The 21,479-nt window shown below is 65.2% G+C and carries 21 protein-coding genes and 1 pseudogene; 6 read left to right on the top strand and 16 right to left on the bottom strand.

Features of this window, described 5'->3' with window-relative positions; genetic code table 11:
• Nucleotides 1-5 precede the first annotated feature (5 nt).
• From ltnD to GVL12_RS06745, 3 genes are all read right to left on the bottom strand, one after another.
• Complete coding sequence (gene ltnD / locus GVL12_RS06755; RefSeq protein WP_159912167.1) at nt 6-914, bottom strand: L-threonate dehydrogenase; 909 nt, start codon at nt 912-914, stop codon at nt 6-8.
• A 34-nt stretch (nt 915-948) separates the two neighbouring features.
• Complete coding sequence (locus GVL12_RS06750) at nt 949-2,316, bottom strand: GntP family transporter (RefSeq protein ID WP_159912165.1); 1,368 nt, start codon at nt 2,314-2,316, stop codon at nt 949-951.
• Nucleotides 2,317-2,567: 251 nt separating this feature from the next.
• Nucleotides 2,568-3,341 carry a FadR/GntR family transcriptional regulator gene (locus GVL12_RS06745; RefSeq protein WP_159912163.1) on the bottom strand — a complete coding sequence of 258 codons (774 nt, stop codon included), beginning with the start codon at nt 3,339-3,341 and terminating at the stop codon, nt 2,568-2,570.
• Between the two features lie 376 nt (nt 3,342-3,717).
• Between GVL12_RS06745 and GVL12_RS06740 the strand changes: the two genes are divergently transcribed.
• Entirely contained in the window at nt 3,718-4,503 is a 786-nt protein-coding gene (locus GVL12_RS06740) for an enoyl-CoA hydratase/isomerase family protein (RefSeq protein WP_159912161.1), read from the top strand.
• 33 nt (nt 4,504-4,536) lie between these two features.
• Here GVL12_RS06740 and GVL12_RS06735 read toward each other — a convergent pair whose 3' ends face one another.
• The 7 genes from GVL12_RS06735 to GVL12_RS06705 form a co-directional block, all read right to left on the bottom strand.
• Nucleotides 4,537-5,367, bottom strand: a complete 831-nt coding sequence (locus GVL12_RS06735) for an amidohydrolase family protein (protein WP_159912159.1) — start codon at nt 5,365-5,367, stop codon at nt 4,537-4,539.
• Nucleotides 5,364-5,906, bottom strand: a complete 543-nt coding sequence (locus GVL12_RS06730) for a carboxymuconolactone decarboxylase family protein (RefSeq protein ID WP_200843557.1) — start codon at nt 5,904-5,906, stop codon at nt 5,364-5,366. The genes GVL12_RS06735 and GVL12_RS06730 overlap by 4 nt, the downstream gene beginning before the upstream one ends.
• 111 nt (nt 5,907-6,017) lie before the next feature.
• Complete coding sequence (locus GVL12_RS06725; protein WP_159912155.1) at nt 6,018-6,986, bottom strand: LysR substrate-binding domain-containing protein; 969 nt, start codon at nt 6,984-6,986, stop codon at nt 6,018-6,020.
• A 118-nt stretch (nt 6,987-7,104) separates the two neighbouring features.
• Nucleotides 7,105-7,923, bottom strand: a complete 819-nt coding sequence (locus tag GVL12_RS06720) for an alpha/beta fold hydrolase (protein WP_200843556.1) — start codon at nt 7,921-7,923, stop codon at nt 7,105-7,107.
• Between the two features lie 40 nt (nt 7,924-7,963).
• Entirely contained in the window at nt 7,964-9,013 is a 1,050-nt protein-coding gene (locus tag GVL12_RS06715; RefSeq protein WP_159912153.1) for a tripartite tricarboxylate transporter substrate binding protein, read from the bottom strand.
• 140 nt (nt 9,014-9,153) lie between these two features.
• A complete protein-coding gene (locus GVL12_RS06710) occupies nt 9,154-10,221 on the bottom strand; it encodes a mandelate racemase/muconate lactonizing enzyme family protein (RefSeq protein WP_159912151.1) in 1,068 nt (355 codons plus the stop codon).
• Between the two features lie 19 nt (nt 10,222-10,240).
• Nucleotides 10,241-11,209, bottom strand: a complete 969-nt coding sequence (locus GVL12_RS06705) for a tripartite tricarboxylate transporter substrate binding protein (RefSeq protein WP_159912149.1) — start codon at nt 11,207-11,209, stop codon at nt 10,241-10,243.
• Between the two features lie 175 nt (nt 11,210-11,384).
• Between GVL12_RS06705 and GVL12_RS06700 the strand changes: the two genes are divergently transcribed.
• Complete coding sequence (locus GVL12_RS06700; protein WP_159912147.1) at nt 11,385-12,623, top strand: CaiB/BaiF CoA-transferase family protein; 1,239 nt, start codon at nt 11,385-11,387, stop codon at nt 12,621-12,623.
• A 70-nt stretch (nt 12,624-12,693) separates the two neighbouring features.
• Nucleotides 12,694-13,299: a glutathione S-transferase family protein gene (locus GVL12_RS06695; RefSeq protein ID WP_159912145.1), complete on the top strand. Its 606-nt coding sequence runs from the start codon at nt 12,694-12,696 to the stop codon at nt 13,297-13,299.
• Nucleotides 13,300-13,504: 205 nt separating this feature from the next.
• Here GVL12_RS06695 and GVL12_RS06690 read toward each other — a convergent pair.
• Nucleotides 13,505-13,755, bottom strand: a pseudogene (locus GVL12_RS06690) (Asp/Glu racemase); the annotation flags it as partial.
• Nucleotides 13,752-14,174, bottom strand: coding sequence for an acyl-CoA thioesterase (locus tag GVL12_RS06685; RefSeq protein ID WP_368855039.1), 423 nt, complete (start codon nt 14,172-14,174; stop codon nt 13,752-13,754). The gene GVL12_RS06685 and the pseudogene GVL12_RS06690, both read right to left, overlap by 4 nt.
• Nucleotides 14,175-14,622: 448 nt before the next feature.
• On the opposite strand from GVL12_RS06685, the gene GVL12_RS06680 reads away from it, so the two are divergent.
• On the top strand, nt 14,623-16,233 hold the full coding sequence (locus tag GVL12_RS06680; RefSeq protein WP_159912141.1) for a PAS domain-containing methyl-accepting chemotaxis protein: 1,611 nt from the start codon (nt 14,623-14,625) through the stop codon (nt 16,231-16,233).
• A 90-nt stretch (nt 16,234-16,323) separates the two neighbouring features.
• Here the strand turns inward: GVL12_RS06680 and GVL12_RS06675 are convergent, their stop codons facing one another.
• Nucleotides 16,324-17,055, bottom strand: a complete 732-nt coding sequence (locus GVL12_RS06675) for a tripartite tricarboxylate transporter substrate binding protein (protein ID WP_200843554.1) — start codon at nt 17,053-17,055, stop codon at nt 16,324-16,326.
• A gap of 43 nt (nt 17,056-17,098) precedes the next feature.
• On the opposite strand from GVL12_RS06675, the gene GVL12_RS06670 reads away from it, so the two are divergent.
• Together GVL12_RS06670 and GVL12_RS06665 are read left to right on the top strand one after the other, a co-directional pair.
• Nucleotides 17,099-17,551, top strand: a complete 453-nt coding sequence (locus tag GVL12_RS06670) for a LysR family substrate-binding domain-containing protein (protein ID WP_306770577.1) — start codon at nt 17,099-17,101, stop codon at nt 17,549-17,551.
• 63 nt (nt 17,552-17,614) lie between these two features.
• Nucleotides 17,615-18,145 carry a hypothetical protein gene (locus tag GVL12_RS06665; RefSeq protein WP_159912135.1) on the top strand — a complete coding sequence of 177 codons (531 nt, stop codon included), beginning with the start codon at nt 17,615-17,617 and terminating at the stop codon, nt 18,143-18,145.
• A gap of 335 nt (nt 18,146-18,480) precedes the next feature.
• Here GVL12_RS06665 and GVL12_RS06660 read toward each other — a convergent pair whose 3' ends face one another.
• From GVL12_RS06660 to GVL12_RS06650, 3 genes are all read right to left on the bottom strand, one after another.
• On the bottom strand, nt 18,481-18,927 hold the full coding sequence (locus GVL12_RS06660) for a DUF441 domain-containing protein (RefSeq protein WP_200843568.1): 447 nt from the start codon (nt 18,925-18,927) through the stop codon (nt 18,481-18,483).
• 104 nt (nt 18,928-19,031) lie between these two features.
• The gene (locus tag GVL12_RS06655; protein WP_159912131.1) at nt 19,032-20,066 is read right to left on the bottom strand and encodes a tripartite tricarboxylate transporter substrate binding protein; all 1,035 of its coding nucleotides are present in this window, start codon (nt 20,064-20,066) and stop codon (nt 19,032-19,034) included.
• 94 nt (nt 20,067-20,160) lie between these two features.
• Complete coding sequence (locus GVL12_RS06650) at nt 20,161-21,309, bottom strand: M20 aminoacylase family protein (RefSeq protein WP_235033821.1); 1,149 nt, start codon at nt 21,307-21,309, stop codon at nt 20,161-20,163.
• Between the last annotated feature and the right edge of the window lie 170 nt (nt 21,310-21,479).

The raw sequence follows: 21,479 nt of genomic DNA, 5'->3' as shown, positions 1-21,479 counted from the left end.
GCCCGTCAATCCTTCTTGCCGGATTTCGCTTCGGGCAGCGTGATGCCCGGGAAAATCTTGATGACCGCGCTGTCGTCTTCCTTGCCGTAGCCGGCGGTCGATGCCTGCATGAACATCTGGTGCGCGGTGGAGGCCAGCGGCAGCGGGAATTTGGAGGCACGCGCGGTGTCCAGCACCAGGCCCAGGTCCTTCACGAAGATGTCCACCGCCGACAGCGGCGTGTAGTCTGCGGCCAGCACATGGGCCATGCGGTTCTCGAACATCCAGCTGTTGCCGGCGCTATTGGTGATGACTTCGTACAGGCCATCGGCGGCCACGCCTTCGCGCAGGCCCAGGGCCATGGCTTCGGCGGCCGCGGCGATGTGCACGCCGGCCAGCAGCTGGTTGATGATCTTCACCTTGCTGCCGGCGCCGGCCTTGTCGCCCAGGCGGTAGACCTTGCCGGCCATGGCGTTGAGCACCGCGTCGGCGGCGGCGTAGGCGGCCGGCGTGGCCGAGGTCATCATTGTCATGCTGCCCGAGGCCGCCTTGGCCGCGCCGCCGGAGATGGGGCCGTCCACGTACAGCACGCCCTGCTGCGCCAGGCGCGCTTCCATGGCGATGGACCAGTTGGGGTCGACGGTCGAGCACATGATGAAGGTGCTGCCGGCAGGCATGTGGGCCGCGGCGCCGTTCTCGCCGAACAGCACCGATTCGGTCTGCGCCGCGTTCACCACCACCGACACCAGCACCGGGCAGGCAGCTGCGAGTTCGGCGGGATGGGCCATGGCGACACCGCCGTCCTGGGCGAAGGCCTGGGCCGCGCCCGGGCGCACGTCGCACACATGCACGTTGAAACCGTTGTTGCGCAGGGTCTTGGCAATCCCCAGGCCCATGGCGCCGAGGCCGATTACGCCGACATTCTTGGAATTCATCAAAGCTTAAATTTCTGAAAATGGTTGAAAAAGTTCAGGCGATCAACGCCCAGAGGACGGCCGTCAGCAGGAAGCCGACGACACCCAAGATAGTGGTCAGCACGGTCCAGGTGCGCAGGCCGTCGCCCACGCTCAGGCCCAGGTAACGCGTGACGATCCAGAAGCCGGAGTCGTTCACATGCGACAGGCCCAGGCCGCCGAAGCCTATGGCCACGGTCAGCAGCGCCACCTGAACCGGGCTGTAAGCGCCGGCGGTCACGGCGGAGGCAAGCAAGCCGCAGGTGGTCAAGATTGCCACGGTGGCCGAGCCCTGGGCAGCACGCAGGGCCAGCGAAATCACAAAGCCGGCCAGGATCAGCGGCAGATGCATGTCCGTGATGCTGGTCGACAGCGCGGCGCCAATGCCGGTGGCCGTCAGCACCTTGGCGAACACGCCGCCGGCACCGGTCACCAGGATGACGGTGGCGGCTGGCGGCAGGGCCGACTCCATCACTTCGTTGGTGCGCTCCCTGGACCAGCCCTGGCGCTTGGCAATGAGCCAGAAAGCCAGGCCGATGGCGACCATCAGCGCGAAGATGGGCGAGCCTATGAAGCCCATGGCGTTGCGCAGCGGGTCGCCCTGGGGCAGCAGGGTCGCGCCGGTGGTGCCTATCATGATCAGCAGCAGCGGCACGCAGATGAGGGTCAGGACCACGCCCACGCCAGGCGCCTGCAGCTTGCCCTTGGCCGGCTGGGTTTCGCCTGCCTCGAAGGCATTGAATTGCTCGGCTGTGGTCGGCAGCATGGCGTAGGGCTTGCGGTTGAGCCAGCCGGCGACATACTGCGACACCACCGCCAGCGGCAGGCAGATGGCCAGGCCGATCAGCGTGACCCAGCCCACGTCGGCACTCAGCACCGCGGCACCGCCGACGATGCCCGGGTGCGGCGGCACCACCACATGCACCGCCAGCATGATGCCGGCGACCGGCAGGCCGAACTTCACCGGATCAACCCGCGCGGCCTTGCAGAAGCCGTAAATGATGGGCACCAGGATGATGAAGCCCACGTCGAAAAAGACCGGGATCGACAGCACCAGCGCCGCGGCCGTAAGCGCCGCAGGCACCCTGGTAGGGCCGAGCAGCTGGGTAAAGCGCTGGGCCAGGCTGCCCGCGCCGCCCGAAACCTCTATCGTCTTGCCCAGCATGGCACCCAGCGCGACCAGGATGGCCACCGAGCCCAGCGTTCCTCCCATGCCGGCGATCAGGGTAGGCACGATGTCGGCCAGGGGCATGCCGGCAACAAGCGCCACCAGGAAACTCACCAGCATCATCGCGATGAAGGCGTGCACTTGCAGTCGGATGATGAGTACCAGCAGCAGCGCAATGCTGGCGCCGGCTATGCCCAGAAGCATGGGTGTTGTCATTTGTAGATGAACCAGTTGATTAAGTTATCAGGTTGTCATATGACTTTCGGCGTAAAAAATGGCATCTGAATGATGCCAATTCACGTTCAAAAGCGCACACGCTTGAATCCATCAGGTCATCATACAAATTAGAGCGACGGCCAATGTCAGTACTTACCCTTACTCATTGCCGCAAACTTGCTAACCGGGCTGGCCTGCCAGGGCTCCTGCACATGCACCGTCCGAGCCGTGCTGCCAGCGGCCGCAGATCCCTAGACCTCGTCCCGGCGCGTTAGCGGTTGGGCCAGGGCCTCGCCCTCCTGCTGCCAGAAGGCGGGATCCGCCAATTCAATGCGGCGGATGGCATTGTTCATATGCGCTGCTGCTGCAGCACGGGCACGGGTCGGGTCACCTGCCTCGATGGCGTCGACGATATCCAGGTGCTCATCGGCCACCTGCGCTGCAAAGTCCATGCGCCGAGCTTCATTGGCGCGCGTGACCCTGGTCGCACCGCGAAGGTACTGGCTCAAGAAGTTGAGCGTGTCGAGGAGAAAGGGATTGCGCGCTGCATCGGCAATGCTGCGGTGAAAGGCCAGGTCTTCAGCCACGCCGTCTCCCCCGCCCGCAACGGCTGCGGCAAGTGCAGCAATGGCCTGCCGGATGCGCCGGATGTCGTTCGAATCGCGCCGCTCCGCTGCCAGCCCTGCAACCTCGGCCTCCAGGGCGCGGCGTACTTCGACCATTTGAACAACGGCCGCCTGGGACCCCGCATGGCGCTCACCGAAATTGAGCGGTGCAAATCCGGCAGCACGAACAAAAACGCCGCTGCCCTGCCGGGAATCCACCAGGCCCAGAGATTTAAGCCTTGAGACCGCCTCGCGCACGACCGTGCGGCTGACCCCGAACTGTTCGGCCAAGGCCACCTCGGTGGGAAGTTTGGCTCCGGCAGCCAGGCGGCCCCCACGGATCTCGGCCTCCAGCGCATCGGCCACGCGGTCGGACAGGCTTGCGCTCGGCGACAAATATTGGAACAAATGGTCAGTCATGTAGTTTGCACGGTTACCAGACAACTTTAGCTGATCGCCGCCCATACTTGGCTGAAGATGTGCCAATCACTGCGCAACAGCCGCTGCCATCGGCTGGCAGCCAACAACATGCTGTCAGCAGAAGGTGCCGACGATGGGAATGGCGCCGTATTTTGGCACCTGGGGCAGTCACGGATGACAACTTCGTGCCTTTTACTCCCATGCAGTCGAGGCAGTTGCCGCCTGGCGCGCCGCGGCGCCGGTGCGCGTGCTCAACGTCTGATTGGCGCCTTGCCCGTTTGATCGAATCCGCATAGCAGAAGTGCTGCTGCAGACCTGGCCAGGATACGGGCCCCGTGGATAGACTGATTCTTTGTCACCACCCAAGGGAAGAGTCATGAGCGACTGGAAAGAATTGACGCAATTGAAGGAGGAGGTCGGCAACCATATCGCCGTCCTGACGCTCGACAGTCCGCCTGTGAACGCATTGACGCGCACCCTGAACGACGAGCTCACCTGGGCACTCGACCGTGTGTCGGAAATGGACGAGGTGCGCGTCGTGGTGCTGACGGGTGCCGGCAAGGTGTTCTGCGCGGGGGCGGATCTCAAGGGCCGGGCCGAGACGATCAAGGGGCCAGGTGACCTGATGGCGCACTCGCGGCGCACGCGCGAATGCTTTCACGCGATCCGCGAATGCGCCAAGCCCGTGATCTGCGCGATCAATGGCGCGGCACTCGGCTCCGGCCTGGCGATGGCCGCATCCTCCGACATCCTGCTGTGCTCGGACAAGGCCACGCTGGGCTTGCCCGAGGTGGACGTGGGCCTGCTCGGCGGGGGCCGCCACGCGATGCGGCTGTTCAGCCATTCGCAGCTGCGCCACATGATGCTCACCGGCTACCGCATGCCGGGCGCCGAGCTGTATCGCCTGGGCATCGTCCTGGACTGCACGTCGCCGGAAGAACTGATGCCCACCGCGATGGCGCTGGCGACCACCATTGCCTCCAAGAGCCCCGTATCGACGCGCATGGGCAAGCACACCTTGAATGTGATCGAGGACATGAGCCTGCGCGATGGCTATCGCTACGAGCAGGACATGACGGCGCAGATTGCCAAGACCGATGACGCCAAGGAAGCCCAGCTCGCGTTCAAGGAAAAACGCGCCCCGGTTTTCACCGGACGTTGACACCGGGCGGCGTGCATGGCGCGCCGCTCCCCGTCAGCCGTAGAGGCGTGCCGGATTGCCCTGCAGCACCTGGCGAACCCGTTCGTCGTCGCCGGCCCAGCGCTTGAAGGTGTCAAGCAATTGCTGCGCGTCGGGCACGGGCGTGACACGCAGATGGGGCCAGTCGCTGCCCCACACCAGTTGCTCGGGGTTGGCCTTGAGCATCAGGTCATGGAAAGGCCGGGCGCGCTCCAGATCCGCATCGCTCAGCACATTGCGGTAAGCGCACAGCTTGACCCAGACCGTGCCGGCCTCCAGCAAGGACAGCAGCAGCCGAAAGCCGGGCTCATCCACGCCAGCGGCGGCATCGAACCCACCCATGTGGTCGATGACGATGGGCAGTGGCAGCTTGCGCAGGCGCGGCGCAATGTCGGGCAGCGCCTTGCAATCGGTCCAGAGCTCGGCATGCAGGCCCTCGCTGGCGAGCGCGCCGGCCATGTCTTCCAGATCCTGCAATGATGCGCTGCCCGCAAAGTTGCTCCCCATAGCGCTGCGCTGGCTGAAGCGCGCGCCACGTACGCCGCGCGCGCGCAGCCCGCGCAGGCGATGCGCTGCCTCGGCGCGCATCACCACCACACCGCGCAACTGCGGCAGCGCGCTCAGCGTGTCGAGCAGCAAGCCGTGGTCTTCGCCATAAGCGCTAGGCTGCACCAGCACGCCGTTGGACAGGCCCAGGCGCTGCAGCAATGCCAGATAGCCGGCTTGCAGCGCTTCGGGCGGCGTATAGCTGCGGTCGGCACCCAGCGGATAGCGCGCGTAGGGACCAAACAGGTGGGCATGGCAGTCCCAGCCCTGGTCCATCGCGGACCTCACGGCGCCGCTCATGGCGTCATGCCCTGGTGCTGGGGCAAGGGGAAGGCGGGTTGCTGGCCTTCGGGCAGAGGAATCTCGTGGGCATTCAAGGTCATGGCGACCATGGTGTAGTAGCCCACCAGCGCCGTGAGCTCCACCACCGCGCGCTCGCCAAAGAAGTCCAGCGTGGCGGCGTAGGTCGCGTCGGATACCGAGCGCTGCTGATTGAGCTCCAGCGCAAACTGGTACACCAGTTGTTCTTCAGGGGCGCGAAAGGGCGGCGGCCTCCGGGCCAGAAGGGCTTCGAGAATGTCGGTCTCAATGCCGATCTTTTCCGATTCGCGGCGATGGGCATACCACTCGAAGGGCGATTGACAGGCGCGGCCCGTCACAAGAATGGCGATCTCCGACTGGCGTGGGGTCAGGCTGGTGCGGTAACGCAGCAGCGCGCCCAGCGCCTGCCAGCAGTCGGCCAGTTCCGCGTTGTGCAAGGCGGCGCGCAACGGGCCTTCGATCTTGCCGCGCGGGCCGGACACAACTTTGTCGTAGACCTGTCGCTGCGCAGGCGACATGGCTTCTGGGGCGGGTAATGAAATGCGGGGCATGGGTCTCCTTGGCTTGTGCAGGCCATGGATTTCACCATGCGTGCCGCCCGCCGTATCCCCCCAAAGCCGGCAAAGCTGCTATGTCTGCAAGGTGGATCGCCACATGCCGGCGCGCGCCTGTTCGCCGACGATCTGCGTGATCTGCCGTGCGACCGCCGCGGCGGCACGGCCCGGGCCCTTGTTCCTGGCGAAGGCCATGGACACGATGCGCTGCAGCGGCGGATTGACAATGCGCGCGGCGCTGAGCGTTCCCTCCTGCACTTCGCTCCAGACAGCGTGGATGGGCAGCACGGTGTAAAGCCGCTCCTGTGCCACCAGCGATCGCATCAGCGGCAGCGAATCGGCTTCGATGACCGGCACCAGGCTCATGTGCTCCTGGCGCGCCAGCGCGTCCAGCGTCGTGCGCAGGCCGTTGGGGGCGCTCGGCAGGATGAAGGGCAGATCGTGCAAGGCGGAAAATGGCACCTCGGCCGCTGAAGTCAGCGCATCGCCCGCGGGCCCGATCAGAAAGCTTTCCACGCTGGCAAGCGCCTGTTCTTGTTCAGACAACGCATGGCTGTAGCGATAGAGGATGGCGATGTCCACGCGCGCATCGGCCAGCCATTCCTCGACCTGGCCACTCGAGCCTTCGAGGATTTTCAGGTGAATGCCCGGGTGCTGCGCACGAATCTGCTGGAACAGCCGCCCTACGATGGGGCCGGAGATGGACGGGAGTGATCCCAGCGTGACACGCCCGGCGGGCTCGCGCGCTTCGCCGCGGATCTCGACTTCCAGCTGCTCGGCATCGGCCAGCAGATTCTTCACGTGGGGAAAGATGCGCTCGCCCACATCCGACAGCGTCATGCCGCGCCCGGTGCGGTTGAACAGCCGGGCGCCGCAGTCGCGCTCCAGCGCATTCAGTTGGCGGCTCAGCAGGGATTGATTGCTGTCCAGAAAAAGCGCGGCCCGCGTCAAGCTGCCCAACTCGGCAATGGCCAGAAATGTGCGCCATTTCTGCAGGTTGGAGGCGATGTCGAGCTGAAGGGTGGTGGCTTTGGCGCTGTGCATTGAAGAAAGGATGATGCATAGGGACGATGCATGATTAGACCCCATGCGCGGCGGCGCAGTCAGCCATGGCAACTCGGAGAACGGTGCGGTGTGCCGGGCCGCAGCGCCCACGCCCCGGTCAATCCGGCAGACCGGACACCCAGCGCGCAATCGCGCCCGCCACGGCGACGGGCTGCTCCACCACCAGCGCATGGCTGGCCTGGTCTATGAGCTGCACTGTCACACGCTGCGCCCCGAGCAGGTCCTGCAACTCTGCGCGGCTGGCCGGCGGACGCCAGGGGTCGTGTGCGCCCTGCAGGTCCAGCAGCGGCGCATGGGCCACCGTCCACCAGCGGTCCTTGGCCGGCACCGCCCCCGCCGCACGGTAGGCCGCACGCAGTTCGGGGTACCAGCCTTCCAGCCAGGCCGTGGGGTCGTTGCCCGGCGCGAAAAAAGCGCGCTGCAGATGCGCGCTGCGCAAGGCATCAGGCTGGCGGGAGTCGCAGGCAATGTCCAGCGACTCGGCCATGCCCGGCGGGAACACGCGCGCCGCAGCGCCCGCAACCACCACGCCGCGCACACATTGCGGGTGGTCCATATCGGCGACACGCGCGATGAAGTGGCCGAACGCGTGGCCGACCAGCACCGCACGGCCATCGCCCAGCGCGTTCACGGTGTCGATCACGTCCTGCGCCAGTGCGTGCAGCGTGAGTTGCTCGAGGGGCAGCGTCGTGCGCCCCATGCCGCGCGGCTGCGGCCGCAGCACGCGGTGGCCGCTGAGCGCGAGATGGTGCGCGAGCGCGTCGAAATCCAGCGAATCGCGCTGCGATGACGGCAGCAGCACCAGGGCCTGGCCCCTGCCGCCCGCGGGGGCATCGACCACCACATCAATCTCGCCGCCGCCTGCGCGGATCAGCTCGCGGTGGCGAAGCACGGCCTGTCGTGCCATGGTTTTCATAGCTTTCCATTCCATGATCGGTCGTCGATGGCGCTGGCCATCAGTCCAGTTTCGCACCGGACTGCTTGACGATGGCGCGCCACTTGGGGATCTCGTCGCGCACCAGCCGGGCGAATTCTTCGGGACTGCTGGACGCCGGCTCTATGCCTAGCTGGGTGAGTTGCTTGCGCAACTCGGGCGTGGCCATGGCGCGCACCAGCGCCGCATTCAATTTGTCGATGACGGCTTGGGGGGTGTTGGCCGGTGCCATCACACCCAGCCAGTTGGAGACGTCGTAGCCGGCCAGCCCCGACTCGGCCAGGGTGGGGATGTCGGGCAGCGAACTCAACCGGGTGCGCGAGGTCACGGCCAGCGCGCGTGCGCGCCCGCTGCGAATGTGCTCTTCGTAGACGGTATAGGAGTCGAACGTCATGTCGACCCGCCCGGCCAGCACATCGGTGAGCAGCGGCGCACTGCCCTTGTACGGCACATGCATCATGTCCACCCCGGCCAGGGATTCGAACAGCGCGCCCGACAGATGGCTGGAGCTGCCATTGCCGGCCGAGCCGTAGGTCAGCACCCCGGGCTTTTGCCTGGCCAGCGCAACCAGTTCCTTGACATCGCGCGCCGGCACCGAGGCGCCGACCACCAGCACGCGCGGGGTGGTGTGCGTGAGCGCTACCGGGGCAAAGTCTTTCACCGGGTCGTAGCGCAACCTGGCATACAGCGCCGGGTTGATGGCATGCGTGCCCATGGTCGCAAAGAACAGGGTATAGCCATCGGCAGGGGCGCGTGCGACGGCCTCCGCAGCCGTGGTGCCGCCGGCGCCGCCCCGGTTGTCAATGATCACCTGGCGCCCCAGCTCCGTGCCCAGACGCTGCGCCATGCCGCGCGCCATCATGTCGGCGGCGCCCCCCGCAGGAAATGGAACGACCAGCCGCAGCGGCTTGTCGGGAAACCCCTGTGCCTTGGCCAGGGCCGGAGCGACGGTACATAACGCGGCCGTCGCCAGTGCCAGCGTCAACTGGCGCCGGCGCACGCTGGCAACAGAGGCAGCGCTGAAAGACGCGGGGCCGCAAAGGCCGCCGGGGAAGCGTTCGGGAAATGTCATGGCGGTTGTCTCCTGATAATTATTGAAATCGTCATCCATCTGCCCGAGGCCGGCACCACGGTGCGTGCAGCCATGCGCAGACCACGCTCCATGTCTGCCTTTGCCGCGACGGCAGCCGGCCGGGCTGCCTGCGCCCATCGTCAGCTGCGGTAGCTCACGCCGCAGCCCGCCCCGCCGGGCAGGGACAAGCGGCCGGCGTGCACCGGCAGGGCCGTGAACGGATCGTCCTGCAGATGCAGGTGCTCCGAAAGCTCGCACGCATAGGGCAGCGCCTTCGGGATACAGGCGGCCTGCAGCGCCATGGCCTGCATCAGCGCCGGCCCGAACGCCGCGCCCACGCGACAGGCCACCTGCCCCGCCTCGCAGATGCGCACCGCTTCCATGAAGTGGCGCAGCCCTCCGAGATTCGTGACCTTGAGGTTGATCACATCGACCACCCGTTCGGACACCAGCCGGAACACATCGCGCACGCTTTGCGCGCTTTCGTCGGCCTCGATGGCCACCGGCAGCGTGCGGGTGAGCAACGCCAGGCCCGCAATGTCGGCCGCAGGAACGGGCTGCTCGATCAGCGCAATGTCGTAGCGCTCCATCCGGGCAAACGCGCCGATCAGCTGTTTGGCGTGGTAGGACTGGTTGGGATCGAGCGTCAGCGCCACATCGGGCCCCACCGCCGCGCGCACCGCTGCGATGCGCTGGATATCGGTTGCCGTATCTCCCGCCAGCTTGAGCTTGAGCTGGCGATAACCCTCTGCCGCCAGCCGTGCCGCGAGCGCCGCCATCTCGTCCGGCGGTTTGATGGGCAGAATGCGCGACAGCACCACGCCATCGCGCATCTTCCCGCCCAGCAGCACATGCACCGCAACCCCCAGGCGACGCGCCAGCAGGTCGTGCAGCGCCATGTCGATGCCGGCCTTGACCGTGGGGTTGAAGGCCAGCGTCGCATCCACCTCCTCCATCACCGCAGCAATGTCGTCGGCACGCCGTCCGACCAGCCGCGGCGCGAGGAACTCGAGGGCCTCGAGCGCGCCAGCGCCATGCGTGGAGATGGCGGGAATCGCGTGCACATAGCCGAGGCCGGTGTGGCCGTCCTCGTCCTGCAACTGCAATACCGCCCCTTCAAGACGCGGCACCTGCGCGCGGGCAAACTTCCATTGCGGGTCAGCCAGCCCCTGAATGCACGGCTTGACTGTGGCGTGGGCAATCTTCATGGGCAATCCTTGGCGTGCATCAGTCCAGCGTGATTTTTGCGCTGGCAATCACGCCGCGCCATTTGTCGGACTCGGCCTGCATCAAGCTGCGGTACTCCGCACTCGTGGAGGTGGCCGCGATGGCCCCTTGCTTGAGGAACTGCGCCTTCATCTCGGGCGAATTGATGGCGGCCAGTGCCGCGTCGCGCAGCTTGGCCTGTACCCCGGCAGGAATTCCTTTGGGCGCGATCAGCCCATACGTCGTCTCCATCAGCACATTCGGCAATCCCAGCTCCAGCGTGGTGGGAACATCGGGCAGTTGCGGCGCACGGGTCTTGCCGGCAACGGCCAACACCACCAGATTGCCGTTGGCGGCAAACGGCAAGATGGGAAGCAGGTCGACCATCGTCATCTGCACTTCGCCCGAGAGCACCGCGCTGATCGCGGGCGCCGCGCCTTTGTATGGCACATGCATGATGGCAACGCCGGTTTCGCGCTTGAAGAGCTCGAAACCGATGTGGGGCGTGGTGCCGGCGCCGGCAGAGCTGTAGTTCAGGCTGTCCGGTGCAGCCTTGGCCTTGGCAATGAGCTGCTCGAGCGAGGTAATGCCCGATTTGCGACTCACCACGATCACGCTGGGAATGCGTGCCGCCAGCGTAAGAAACTCCAGTTGCTCCAGTGCATACGGCACCCTGGTGAGATTGGGCATGCCGGCCAGCGGGCCAGGCGCGACCAGTGCAAAGTGATAGCCATCGGCCGGGGATTTGGCAGCAGCATCGACACCGATGGTGCCGCCGGCACCGGCACGGTTGTCGACCACGATGGGCTGGCCCAGCGCCGAAGCCATCTTGGTGCCTATCATGCGGGCGATGGCGTCGGTCGGGCCCCCTGCGGCATACGGAACGATGAGCTTCAGGGGCTTGCCGGGCCAGTTGTCCGCCAGGGCGGCACCACTCGCGAAAAGTGGGCCTACGGCGGCGATGAGGGTGGCAAAAGTACGTCTATGCATGGTCTCTGTCTCCTTTGCGGCAAGTCTAGACAGGGCAACCCGCCGCAGTAAGGCCTGCAATTCACAAGCCTGCTATGCGCATCGGAGCATCTCAGAATTGCCGCCGGCACGGCTAGGCGCTGCGCGGCGCCAGACCTAAAGTCCAGGCATTGCATAGCTGACTGGAGTCTTTCCGATGACCAATGCCAAAGTGGCCTCTGGCCCGTTGTCGCACCTGCGGGTGCTGGACCTGAGCCGCATTCTTGCGGCGCCCTGGGCGGGGCAGATTCTGGCCGATCTTGGCGCCACGGTCACCAAGGTGGAGCGACCGGGCGCAGGCGACGACACGCGCTCCTGGGGCCCGCCGTTTCTCAAGGATGCCGAGGGCCAGGAAACCAGGGAAGCCGGCTACTACCTTGCGGTGAACCGCGGCAAACGCTCCATCACCGTGAGCCTGGACACCGCCGAAGGCCAGCAGATCGTGCGCGACCTGGCCCTGCAGTCGGACATCGTGCTGGAAAACTACAAGGCCGGCACCCTGGCGCGCTACGGCCTGGACGAGGCCAGCCTGCGCAAGATCAATCCGCGGCTCATCTATTGCTCGGTCACCGGATTTGGCCAGACCGGGCCGCGCCGCGACCAGCCCGCCTATGACTTCCTGATCCAGGCCATGGGCGGCCTGATGAGCGTGACAGGCGAGCGCGACGGCCAGCCAGGCGGCGGCCCGCAAAAGGTCGGCGTGCCCATCGTGGACCTGATGACCGGCATGTACACCGCGGTGGCGGTGCTCGCGGCCGTGGCCAGACGCGACCAGAGCGGCGTGGGCGACGCCATCGACATCGCCATGCTCGATGTGCAGGTGGCAACGCTGGCCAACCAGGCGATGAATTACCTGGTGTCGGGCAAGGTCCCCCAGCGCAATGGCAATGCGCACCCGAATATCCAGCCGCAGGATGTCTACGCCTGCGCCGATGGCGACGCCATTCTGGTGGTGGGCAACGACGGGCAGTTTGCCAAGCTGTGCGCCGTGCTGGGCCATGCCGAGTGGGCACAGGATGCGCGTTTTGCCACCAATGCCCAGCGGGTGCGCAATATCCAGATCCTGTCGGCCATGTTGCGCCACGCGTTCGCCCAGCGCCCACGCGCCGACCTGATCGCAGCGCTCGACGGCGCCGGCGTTCCCTGCGGCGCCATCAACTCGGTGCCCGAGGTCTTCGAGGACCCGCAAGTCAAGGCCCGCGGCATGCTCAAATATGTGCCGCATCCCTGCGGTGTGCAGATTCCGCAGGTGTCCAGCCCCATGCGTTTCGCGCAGACTCCTTTGCAGGACCTCGCGGCCCCCCCCTTGCTGGGACAGCATTCGCGGCAGGTACTCGAAGAGCTGGGCTATTCGGCCGAGCGCATCGACAAGCTGCAGGCAGCCGGCGTGTTGTAGCACCAGGCTGACCCAAGGCCGCCATCGCGCTGGCACAGACCCTCTTTCGTTTTTAGCTCTCTCTTTTTCTATGCAACTGCACTGGTCTCCCAAATCGCCTTATGTGCGAAAAGTCATGATCTGCGCCCATGAGCTGCAGCTGGTGCCCCAGCTGGAGCTGGTTCGCTCCGTGGCCGCCATGCTCAAGCCCAATGCCGCGCTGATGCAGGCCAATCCCCTGTCGAAGATTCCCACGCTGGTGCTGGACGACGGCCAGACGCTGTTTGATTCGGTGGTCATTTGTGAATACCTGGACAGCCGCGCGGGCGGCTCACTGTTCCCCAAGGAAAGCCGGGCCCGCTGGGCCGCGCTGCGCTGGCATGCGCTCGGCGACGGCTTGCTGGATGCCTTGATTCTTTGGCGCAATGAACGCGAGCGCGCCGCGCCGCTGACGGCCTTGCTGGCGGCGTTCGAACTCAAGACCCGGGCCAGCTTGCAGTTGCTGGAGGGCGAGGTCGGCGCACTCAGTGCCAGTTCTTTCGGCATTGGCCATCTGACGCTGGTCTGCGCACTCGGCTACCTGGACTACCGCTTCGACAGCTTCGCCTGGCGCGAAAAGGCCCCCCAGCTTGCCACATGGTTTGCGCAGATGCAGCAACGCCCTTCAGTGGCAGCCACTGAGCCGGTTGACGGTTGACAGGGCGCAGGTCAGGACGCCTGTGCGAAACCCCTTGCCGACCGCCTGCATGCGCAACCGTGGAAAGAGGTGGGGTCCATCCATGCCGCAAGCGATGTGATCGCCAAGATTGAAGCAGCAGCGCAGCAGCCCTTGCGCTCGCATGCCGCGCGCCATCCTCTCGGTGCCCTGCGCGTCGTGCGCAGGCCCTTTATTTTCTCAATGGGCAGGCGGTGCTCATCACGTCCACCCGGGTATCTGCCAGTTCCGCGGCACAGCGCAGGCCTTCCCGGTTCATCGCAGCCAGCTCTTCCGCGGTCACTCGGTGCATGCGCATGCGCATGCGACTGGAGTGGAGTGGAAACTAAAGCGCTCCGGATGCAGCGCTTCCCGTGCCCGCAACATGGCCGGGATCTCGGTCTCCATCGTCGTGTTGGAGCTCGGCACGATCTGGCCGATGCGAAAAGGCGAATTCATTGCGGAGATCCTTGGCTGGAGTCGTGCTCCAACAGAAATGGTGCAAGTGCGGCATGCAGGGCCGCAGGAATCGGCGCCCGGACCCGAGCGTCGCGTCGCATGCAGATAGGCGAGAACCGTGCGCTGAAGATGCGTACGCCTTCTGGCTGCGTAGCCTCGATGCAGATGTCGTAGCTGTGCTCGCGAACCGCCGAAACATCCAGCCGCATCTCGAACTCCTCTTCGGGCCAAAGCGCGCGGTGAAACTCCAGCTCCATGCCTTTGCAAGGCGTGTCCACGCCCAGCGATTTGCGCCACTGCGCCGGATGCCCATCGCTCAGCTCGACATAGAAAAGTGAGACCGAGTCCAAGACGTAGTCGGTGAACCTGCCGGTATAGACCACGCCTGCAGGATCGCAATCGGACCCGGGTAACGACACGCGGGGCCTGCACCGCAGCAATCAGCATGCGGATCGATTTCCTTGTGTTCGGCCATGCGGTCGCCCGCAAATGAGAGGAAAGCGTAGACGCGGCCGCGCTGCGCGCGCGTTTTGCGCATTGCCTACGCCCTCAGAACGTGTTCACGATCTAAGAAAAATGGTCTGGAGGCCGAAGGGCTGGATGGCCTGTCACGCTGCTTTCTCCACTGACCACTCCCCAGTTTTCCGGATACGAGGTGACAGCGGGCAAGCTGTCCCGCAGCAGGCGCGCGCTCCAGCGATACGCCGTCTTCAGATGCCCCAGGCAACGCCTATTGCAAGACAAAAACTTTAATCAATCACATTTGTCATTCCTATCGAACAAAACAATCACCTCAACCATAAAATAGGAAAATTTTATCGACACCCTGGCTTTGAATCAATTTTCATATCAATTTCATAGACCTTCATGCGCAACAATCTTCCTATCTCCCAGCGGGAATTCACGTTTTCCCCGGATGAAACGCTCGTGTCCGTGACCGACCGCAAAGGAAGGATCACCTATTGCAACCATGCGTTCATTCAGGTCAGCGGCTTCCAGCGGGACGAACTGCTGGGTCAGCCCCACAACATGGTCCGGCACCCGGATATGCCCTCCGAAGCGTTCCGCGACATGTGGGAAACGATACAGTCCGGTCTGCCATGGACGGGCCTCGTCAAGAACCGACGCAAGGACGGAGACCACTACTGGGTGCAAGCGAACGCCACCCCCATGATGAATGGCAACCAGATCACGGGTTTTCTCTCGGTGCGAACGGTCCCCGGCCGGGAACAGGTTCGGACGGCCGAGGCGCTGTATGCGCAGTTGAAGCGCGAGGAAGCCGCAGGAAGGCTGAGCCAAGGACTCCAAGGCGGCCACCTGGTGCGCAAGGGATTGACCGGATGCTTCAAACGATTGAGCCAGCCCTCCTTGGCCATGAAGCTGACGGTCACACAAGCCGCAGCGATTGCAGCAGTGGTCATTCCGCATTTTCTGGGCGCACCGGTTTACGTCGTGCTGGGTGCAGCGGTGCTGGCTCTGTTGGCCAGTGCTTCGCTCATCCAGGCCTTCGCCGTCAAACCCCTGCATCGCTTGATCAGGGATGCGAACCGCCTCGCATCCGGCGACTTGTCTCGCAGCGTGGAAACGGGAGCCGCCGACGTGATGGGGCAACTGCAACAAGCACTGAATCAACTGAGCGTGAACTTGCGCACGGTCGTGAGCGACGTGCGACAGGAAGTGAGCCATCTGGATGTGGCGGTACAGGAAATTGCCTCTGGGAATAACGACCTCTCCTCCCGCACGGAGACGCAGGCCAGCAGCCTGGAACAGACGGCAGCTTCCATGGAAGAAATCAATGGCACCATCCAGAACAGCGCCATTTCGGCAAGCCATGGCGCTCAGATGGCCCACGCGACATCCGAAGTCGCGCGCAGCAGCGACGAAGCAGTCCAGCACCTCGCAAACACCATGGAAGGGATTGCTGCATCGTCCAAACGCATCGAAGATATCATCCAGTTGATAGAGAGCGTGGCATTTCAGACGAATATCCTGGCGTTGAACGCCGCAGTGGAGGCGGCCAGGGCAGGAGACCAGGGACGGGGCTTCGCGGTGGTGGCGTCCGAAGTGCGGGCACTGGCGCAGCGCACCACGTCTGCCGCCAAGGACATCAAGGAACTCATCGTCGAATCTGGTACACGCGTCAGCGCCGGCGTCGCCAGTGCCGGCCAGGCACGCGAGCGCATGCAGGCGGTGCTACGGTCCATCGGCCAGATGAACTCGGTGCTCGACGAGATCAGCACCGCCGCAGGCGAGCAGAAGGTCGGGATCTCCCAGATCAACGAGGCGGTGGCCCACATGGACGCCATCACGCAACAAAATGCAGCAATGGTGGAAGAACTGGCAGCAGCGGCACAATCGGTCCACGGCCAAGTACAAGGCGTCAGCAACTCCATGCGCCTGTTCCGTTTGAGGACAGACGAGGTATCACTGTCTCAGCTGGATGCGGTGGCATTTCGGCGCGCCGGCAACGCCACCTAGCTGTGACGTTCCAACAGGTCATACGCAACGTGGTGGCCAACGCCACCAGTTCTCTCCCCAAGCATCGTCCACCGCGCGCAGCGCGTCCCTTCAATCGGCCGTGATGCCGGACGCCTTGATCAGTTCGCCAAGCGAGGCGGACTCGGCCTGGATGAATTTCGCAAACTCGCCCGGCGTGCCGCCGACGGGGCTGGCGCCGATCTCGGAGAGCCGGCTCTTGACCTCGGGCGCTGCCAAGGCCGTGTTCAAGGCCTTGTTCAGCGTTTCTATGACCTGAGGCGGCGTGCCTTTGGGCGCATTGAGCCCCCACCACACCGTCGCCTGCACGTTGTAGCCCAGCGACTGGGCCGTCTTGACTTCGGGCAGCAGGTGCGAGCCCTTGGCATTGAGCATGGCCAGGGCACGCAGGGAGCCATTCTTCACATGGCTGACAACTTCCAGCGGATTGATGGTCATGAAATCCAGACGGCCGCCGAGCAAGTCGGTCACGGCCGCGGAGCCGCCCTTGTAGGGCACATGCACCGCCTCGAAGTTGCCGGCACGCACCAGCAGTTCGCTGGCCATATGGCCCGAGCTGCCGACGCCGGCCGTTTCGAAGGACAGCGCATCCGGCTTGGCCTTGCCGGCGGCAATCATGTCGCCCAGGCTCTGGTAGGGCGACTTGGCATTGACCACTACCACCAAGGGTGCCTCGCCGATGCGGCCAATCGGCACGAAATCGTTCAGTGGATCGAAGTTGAGCTTGGAGTACAAGGCCTTGTTGGTGGTCAGCGTGTTGGACGATGTCAGCAACATGTAGCCATTGGCAGGGCTGCGGGCCACGGCGGACCTGCTGCATTCGCGGGAGCTGTGACGCGATGAGCTGGTGGTGGCCATCGCGGCCAGCCACCCCCTGGCGGGGCAGGACATGGCGCCCATTGCGCTACAGGCATTGGCCGGCGAGGCCTTTGTGCTGCAGCCGCAGACGCTCGGCTGCGGTCTGTCGGAGCATATTGCCCTGCTCACCGGCAAGGCTGGATTCACGCCGCAGATTGCGCAGGAAAGCAGCGAAACCGCCACGACGCTGGCCCTGGTAGCCGCCCATCTCGGCGTATCGATTGTTCCCAGCACCTACCGCAGCATTCGCCCCAACGGAGTGCACTTCCGAACGCTGTCGGGCCAAGGCGGGCAATCATGCATTTTGGCAGCCGTGCGCAGGAACGAGACGGATGCCTGCGTGCAGACCTTTGTCGACCTCCTGCATCAGCAGCAGCGCCAGGAGGCGACTTTGCTGGCGGCGAGCGGTATTCACATCAACGCCGATAGCTCTGATCGATAATCGAGCGCTTGAACAAGGCCCGATCCCGGCGTTTGGATCGGGCTTATTTTTTTGGATGGGAACATGACGAGCATCACCGAGGACCTGCGCTTCGTAGGCATTGACGACGAAGGCTATGCGCAGGCAGTGGCCACGGCCAAGAGCTTCACGTATGGCGACGACGAATCCGGCTTCGCCTTCACGGGCAAGGCCACATTGATGTTCCAGCGCGAAGCGCAGGAGTGGGAGCACGGCGCGTTCAGCAGCACGGTCCTCATTACCTTCATTGATCCCATCCAGGGCGCGCCCGACGCGCAGGAGCCACAGGACGAAGACTTCCTGCGCGCCGTCAGCGACCGCGTGAGCTTCCTGCACATTCCATCGCAGTGCCAGCAGATGCAGGTCGATGATGTCTGGGGCATCGATTGCGAGTTCCTGATGTTTGCGATGCCGCATCCACAGGACGAAAACGCCACCGCCTGGCTGCTGATCCCCGGGCCGGACCACCGCGTCGTCTCGTCCCGGCATACCGTGCAGGACTACCAGTTGGCGGAATTGAAGCGCGCCGCTGCGGAACTGGGGCTGGACGGCTCGCAAGAGCCCACGCTGCAGTGATTCTCTAAGAACGTGTTCACGATCTCTTCGCGCCGCGACAGAGCCTTGGCGGGATGGGATGCTAGGCGCAGTACCGCAGCAATAGCCCTGCTATTGCGAGGATCTGCAACGACGCAGACCGCCCGCCAAGGCACTGTCCCGAAGGGTTGGGACGAAATCGGGCGATTTCTTCGCGCTGCAGCTTGCTTGCACCCCGGTGCAAGCTGCGCCCCAGCGCTTCGAACTCATCCCGATTGCGTCCCAACGCGACGCGTTGAGATCATGAGCACGTTCTAACAGGGCGTTTCGCTTCGTCAGGCCCGGGCGCGAGAGCGATGGGCGCGCACCGGGGAAAGTCACGATTTCCCGATCAGCAAGGACAGCAGCCCGGCCGCAATCAGCGGCCCGACCGGCACGCCGCGAAAGAACGCAATGCCCAGGATGGTTCCGACCATGAGCCCGGCCACCACGCCTGGCTGGGCGGCCATCAGCGTGACGCCGCGGCCGCCCAGCCAGGCGACAAAGATGCCGACGACGACGGCTGCGGCCGACTTCCAGTGCGTGAAGGATTTCAGCAGGTCCATCGCCGGAATCTTGCCGCTGGCAATCGGCACCATGACCGCAATCATCAGCAGAAAAATGCCGATGTTGAGCCCGTGCTTTTGCAGCCAGGGGAAGTGCAGCGCAAGCGGCGAAATGCGGATGATGATCAGCACCACCATGGCGGCCGCCACAGTGTAGTTGCCGGCGAACATGCTGAGCCCGGCAAGCGCCAGAAGGATGAGAACAATGGGCTCGAAAATGGACATGGCGAGACCTGCAGCTGCGGGCCATTAAGTACAAACCCTGATTTTCGCATCTCTGCCGGGGCCGTTTGCGTTGCATGCCCCTGTTCGAGCGCCCCGGATCAGTCCTTCATCTTCGCGAAATCGACCAGCCTGGCGTACTGCGCCATGTCGTCGCGCATCAGCGTGGCCAGGTCGGACTTGGGTGTGGGCAGCACCATGCCCGCGTCTTCGAGGCGGCGGCGCACTGCCGGGTCCTCCAGCGTGGCCTGGAGGCCCTGGCTCAGTTGCTGGCTCAATGCGGGCGGCAGGTTGCGCGGCGCGGCCATGGCGAACCAGCCGACCAGGTCGTAGCCCTTGAGCAGCGGGTGCTCGCCCAGGGCGGGCACGTTGGGCAGGGAGGGAAGGCGCGCGGCGCTGCTGATGGCCAGGGGCACCAGGCGACCGCTCTGAATGAAAGGCAAGGCGGCGGCGGGCGACAGTATGGCGAAGTCCAGCGTGGCGCCGGCCAGGTCGCTGGTGAGCGAGGCCGTGCCGCGGTAGGGAATATGCGTCATGAAGATGCCGGCGCGCTGCTTGATCAGCTCACCGGCAAAGTGCAGCGTGGAGCCCACGCCCGAGCTGCCGTAGCTGAACTTGCCGGGGTTGCGCCTGGTGACATCGATGAACTCGGCCAGCGTCCTGACGCCCGTCTTGGGGCCGGCCATCAGCAGCACGGGAGCGGTGGCGATCAGGCCTATGGGCGTCAGGTCCTTGACCGGGTCGTACTTCTGCGTGGGGTTCACCAGGCCGGTCGCCGCCATCTCGTTGCTCGAGCCCACGAGCAGCGTATGGCCGTCGGCCGGGCTGGACACCACGCGCTGCGCGGCGATGGCACCGGCGGCGCCGCCCTGATTGTCCACGACCAGCGTCGCCCCCAGCCTGGGGCCCAGCGCATCGCCGATGATGCGCGCGGCCTGGTCCACCGAGCCGCCTGGCGGGTAGCCGACGATGATCTTGACCGGCTTGGTCGGCCAGGCCGCCGGGCCCTGGGCCAGGGCCGCGGGCGCATGGCTGCCCAAGGTGACGACGGCAGCCGCCACGGCGAGCCGCAAGGCGCCCCGACGCGTCGGCCGTGCGGCGAAGGAGGAGATCAGGCAAGGGGTAGACGTGCGCATGGTGATGGGGTGTGGAATTGCAGGGAGGGAGAACGGGAATGAACAGGGCACGCGCAGATCAGGCCAGGCAGGAAAGGCGCCGCGCGTGCCTCGGTCAGCCTTGCGGCGCTGCCAGGAAGCGCTCGGTCAGCTTGACCCAGTAGGTGGACGCGATGGGCAGGCAGGCATCGTTGAAGTCGTAGCCGGGGTTGTGCACCATGCAGCCGCCGCTGCCATGCGTGTCGCCCACGCCGTTGCCGACGATGAGGTAGCTGCCGGGGCACTGCTCCAGCATGAAGGAGAAGTCTTCACTGCCCGTGAGCGGCTGCAGTTCGGGCATCAGGCCCTCCTCGCCCAGCCAGTCGAGCGCGACCTGGCGCGCGAAGTCGGTGCTGGCCACGTCGTTCACCAGCGCCGGGTAGCGCCAGTGGTAGTCGACTTCGGCCTGCACGCCCAGCGTCGCGGCCTGGGCCTGCACCAGCGCGGTGATGCGCTCGCGCAGCATGGCGCGGATCTCGGGGCGATAGGCGCGCACCGTCAGGCGCATGAGCACGCTGCCGGGAATCACGTTGGGCGCGTCGCCGCCATGGATGGCGCCCACGGAGATCACGGCCATCTCGCGGGGATCGACATTGCGCGAGACGATGGTCTGCAATGCCAGCACGATGTGCGCGGCCGCGACCACGGGGTCGGCCGCGAGGTGCGGCGCCGAGCCATGGCCGCCCCGGCCCTTGACGGTGATGGTGACCGAGTCGGACGAGGCCATGAACGGCCCGCCCAGGAAACCGAAGGTGCCCACAGGGTGGCCGGGCATGTTGTGCAGCGCGAAGATGGCGTCGCAGGGGAACTGCTCGAACAGGCCGTCTTCGATCATCTTGCGCCCGCCGCCCAGGCCTTCCTCGGCGGGCTGGAAGATCAGGTGCAGCGTGCCGTCGAAGCTGCGCTCGGTCGCCAGATGGCGCGCCGCGGCCAGCAGGATGGCGGTGTGGCCGTCGTGCCCGCAGGCGTGCATCTTGCCCTGGTGCGTACTCGCATAAGACAGGCCGGTTTCCTCGTGGATGGGCAGCGCGTCCATGTCCGCGCGCAGGCCCAGCACGCGGGAGCTGCTGCCCAGGCGCAGCGTGCCCACCACGCCCGTGCCGCCCAGGCCGCGGTGCACGGCATAACCCCACTCGGCCAGGCGCGCGGCGACCAGGTCGCCGGTGGCGAATTCCTCGAACGCCAGCTCGGGATGGGCGTGGATATGCTGGCACAAGGCCACCATTTCCTGCTCGATGGCGCGTATGCCGGGCAGCACCGGGTCGGCGCCGCAGGCAGGGGTGGCCTGGGCGGGCTGCTGTTCGTTGTCTCGTTCTATGACCTGGTTCATGGCGATTCTTCGTGGCGTGGCGAAATGGAAGGCGCAAAGCGGTTCTTGCGTGCTTGGGCAAAGTC

Origin of the sequence: Pantoea sp. 18069, assembly GCF_902706035.1 — a bacterium.
GTDB lineage: Bacteria > Pseudomonadota > Gammaproteobacteria > Burkholderiales > Burkholderiaceae_C > Comamonas.
Note: the sequence above shows the minus strand (reverse complement) of the source record. Positions and strands in the feature narration are given on the sequence as shown.

Bases quoted from the DNA above. Each gene is read 5' to 3' on its own strand.
- ltnD (WP_159912167.1), bottom strand. From the start codon at position 914: ATGAATTCCAAGAATGTCGGCGTAATCGGCCTCGGCGCCATGGGCCTG.
- GVL12_RS06750 (WP_159912165.1), bottom strand. From the start codon at position 2,316: ATGACAACACCCATGCTTCTGGGCATAGCCGGCGCCAGCATTGCGCTG.
- GVL12_RS06745 (WP_159912163.1), bottom strand. From the start codon at position 3,341: ATGACTGACCATTTGTTCCAATATTTGTCGCCGAGCGCAAGCCTGTCC.
- GVL12_RS06740 (WP_159912161.1), top strand. From the start codon at position 3,718: ATGAGCGACTGGAAAGAATTGACGCAATTGAAGGAGGAGGTCGGCAAC.
- GVL12_RS06735 (WP_159912159.1), bottom strand. From the start codon at position 5,367: ATGAGCGGCGCCGTGAGGTCCGCGATGGACCAGGGCTGGGACTGCCAT.
- GVL12_RS06730 (WP_200843557.1), bottom strand. From the start codon at position 5,906: ATGTCGCCTGCGCAGCGACAGGTCTACGACAAAGTTGTGTCCGGCCCG.
- GVL12_RS06725 (WP_159912155.1), bottom strand. From the start codon at position 6,986: ATGCACAGCGCCAAAGCCACCACCCTTCAGCTCGACATCGCCTCCAAC.
- GVL12_RS06720 (WP_200843556.1), bottom strand. From the start codon at position 7,923: ATGAAAACCATGGCACGACAGGCCGTGCTTCGCCACCGCGAGCTGATC.
- GVL12_RS06715 (WP_159912153.1), bottom strand. From the start codon at position 9,013: ATGACATTTCCCGAACGCTTCCCCGGCGGCCTTTGCGGCCCCGCGTCT.
- GVL12_RS06710 (WP_159912151.1), bottom strand. From the start codon at position 10,221: ATGAAGATTGCCCACGCCACAGTCAAGCCGTGCATTCAGGGGCTGGCT.
- GVL12_RS06705 (WP_159912149.1), bottom strand. From the start codon at position 11,209: ATGCATAGACGTACTTTTGCCACCCTCATCGCCGCCGTAGGCCCACTT.
- GVL12_RS06700 (WP_159912147.1), top strand. From the start codon at position 11,385: ATGACCAATGCCAAAGTGGCCTCTGGCCCGTTGTCGCACCTGCGGGTG.
- GVL12_RS06695 (WP_159912145.1), top strand. From the start codon at position 12,694: ATGCAACTGCACTGGTCTCCCAAATCGCCTTATGTGCGAAAAGTCATG.
- GVL12_RS06680 (WP_159912141.1), top strand. From the start codon at position 14,623: ATGCGCAACAATCTTCCTATCTCCCAGCGGGAATTCACGTTTTCCCCG.
- GVL12_RS06665 (WP_159912135.1), top strand. From the start codon at position 17,615: ATGACGAGCATCACCGAGGACCTGCGCTTCGTAGGCATTGACGACGAA.
- GVL12_RS06655 (WP_159912131.1), bottom strand. From the start codon at position 20,066: ATGCGCACGTCTACCCCTTGCCTGATCTCCTCCTTCGCCGCACGGCCG.
- GVL12_RS06650 (WP_235033821.1), bottom strand. From the start codon at position 21,309: ATGGTGGCCTTGTGCCAGCATATCCACGCCCATCCCGAGCTGGCGTTC.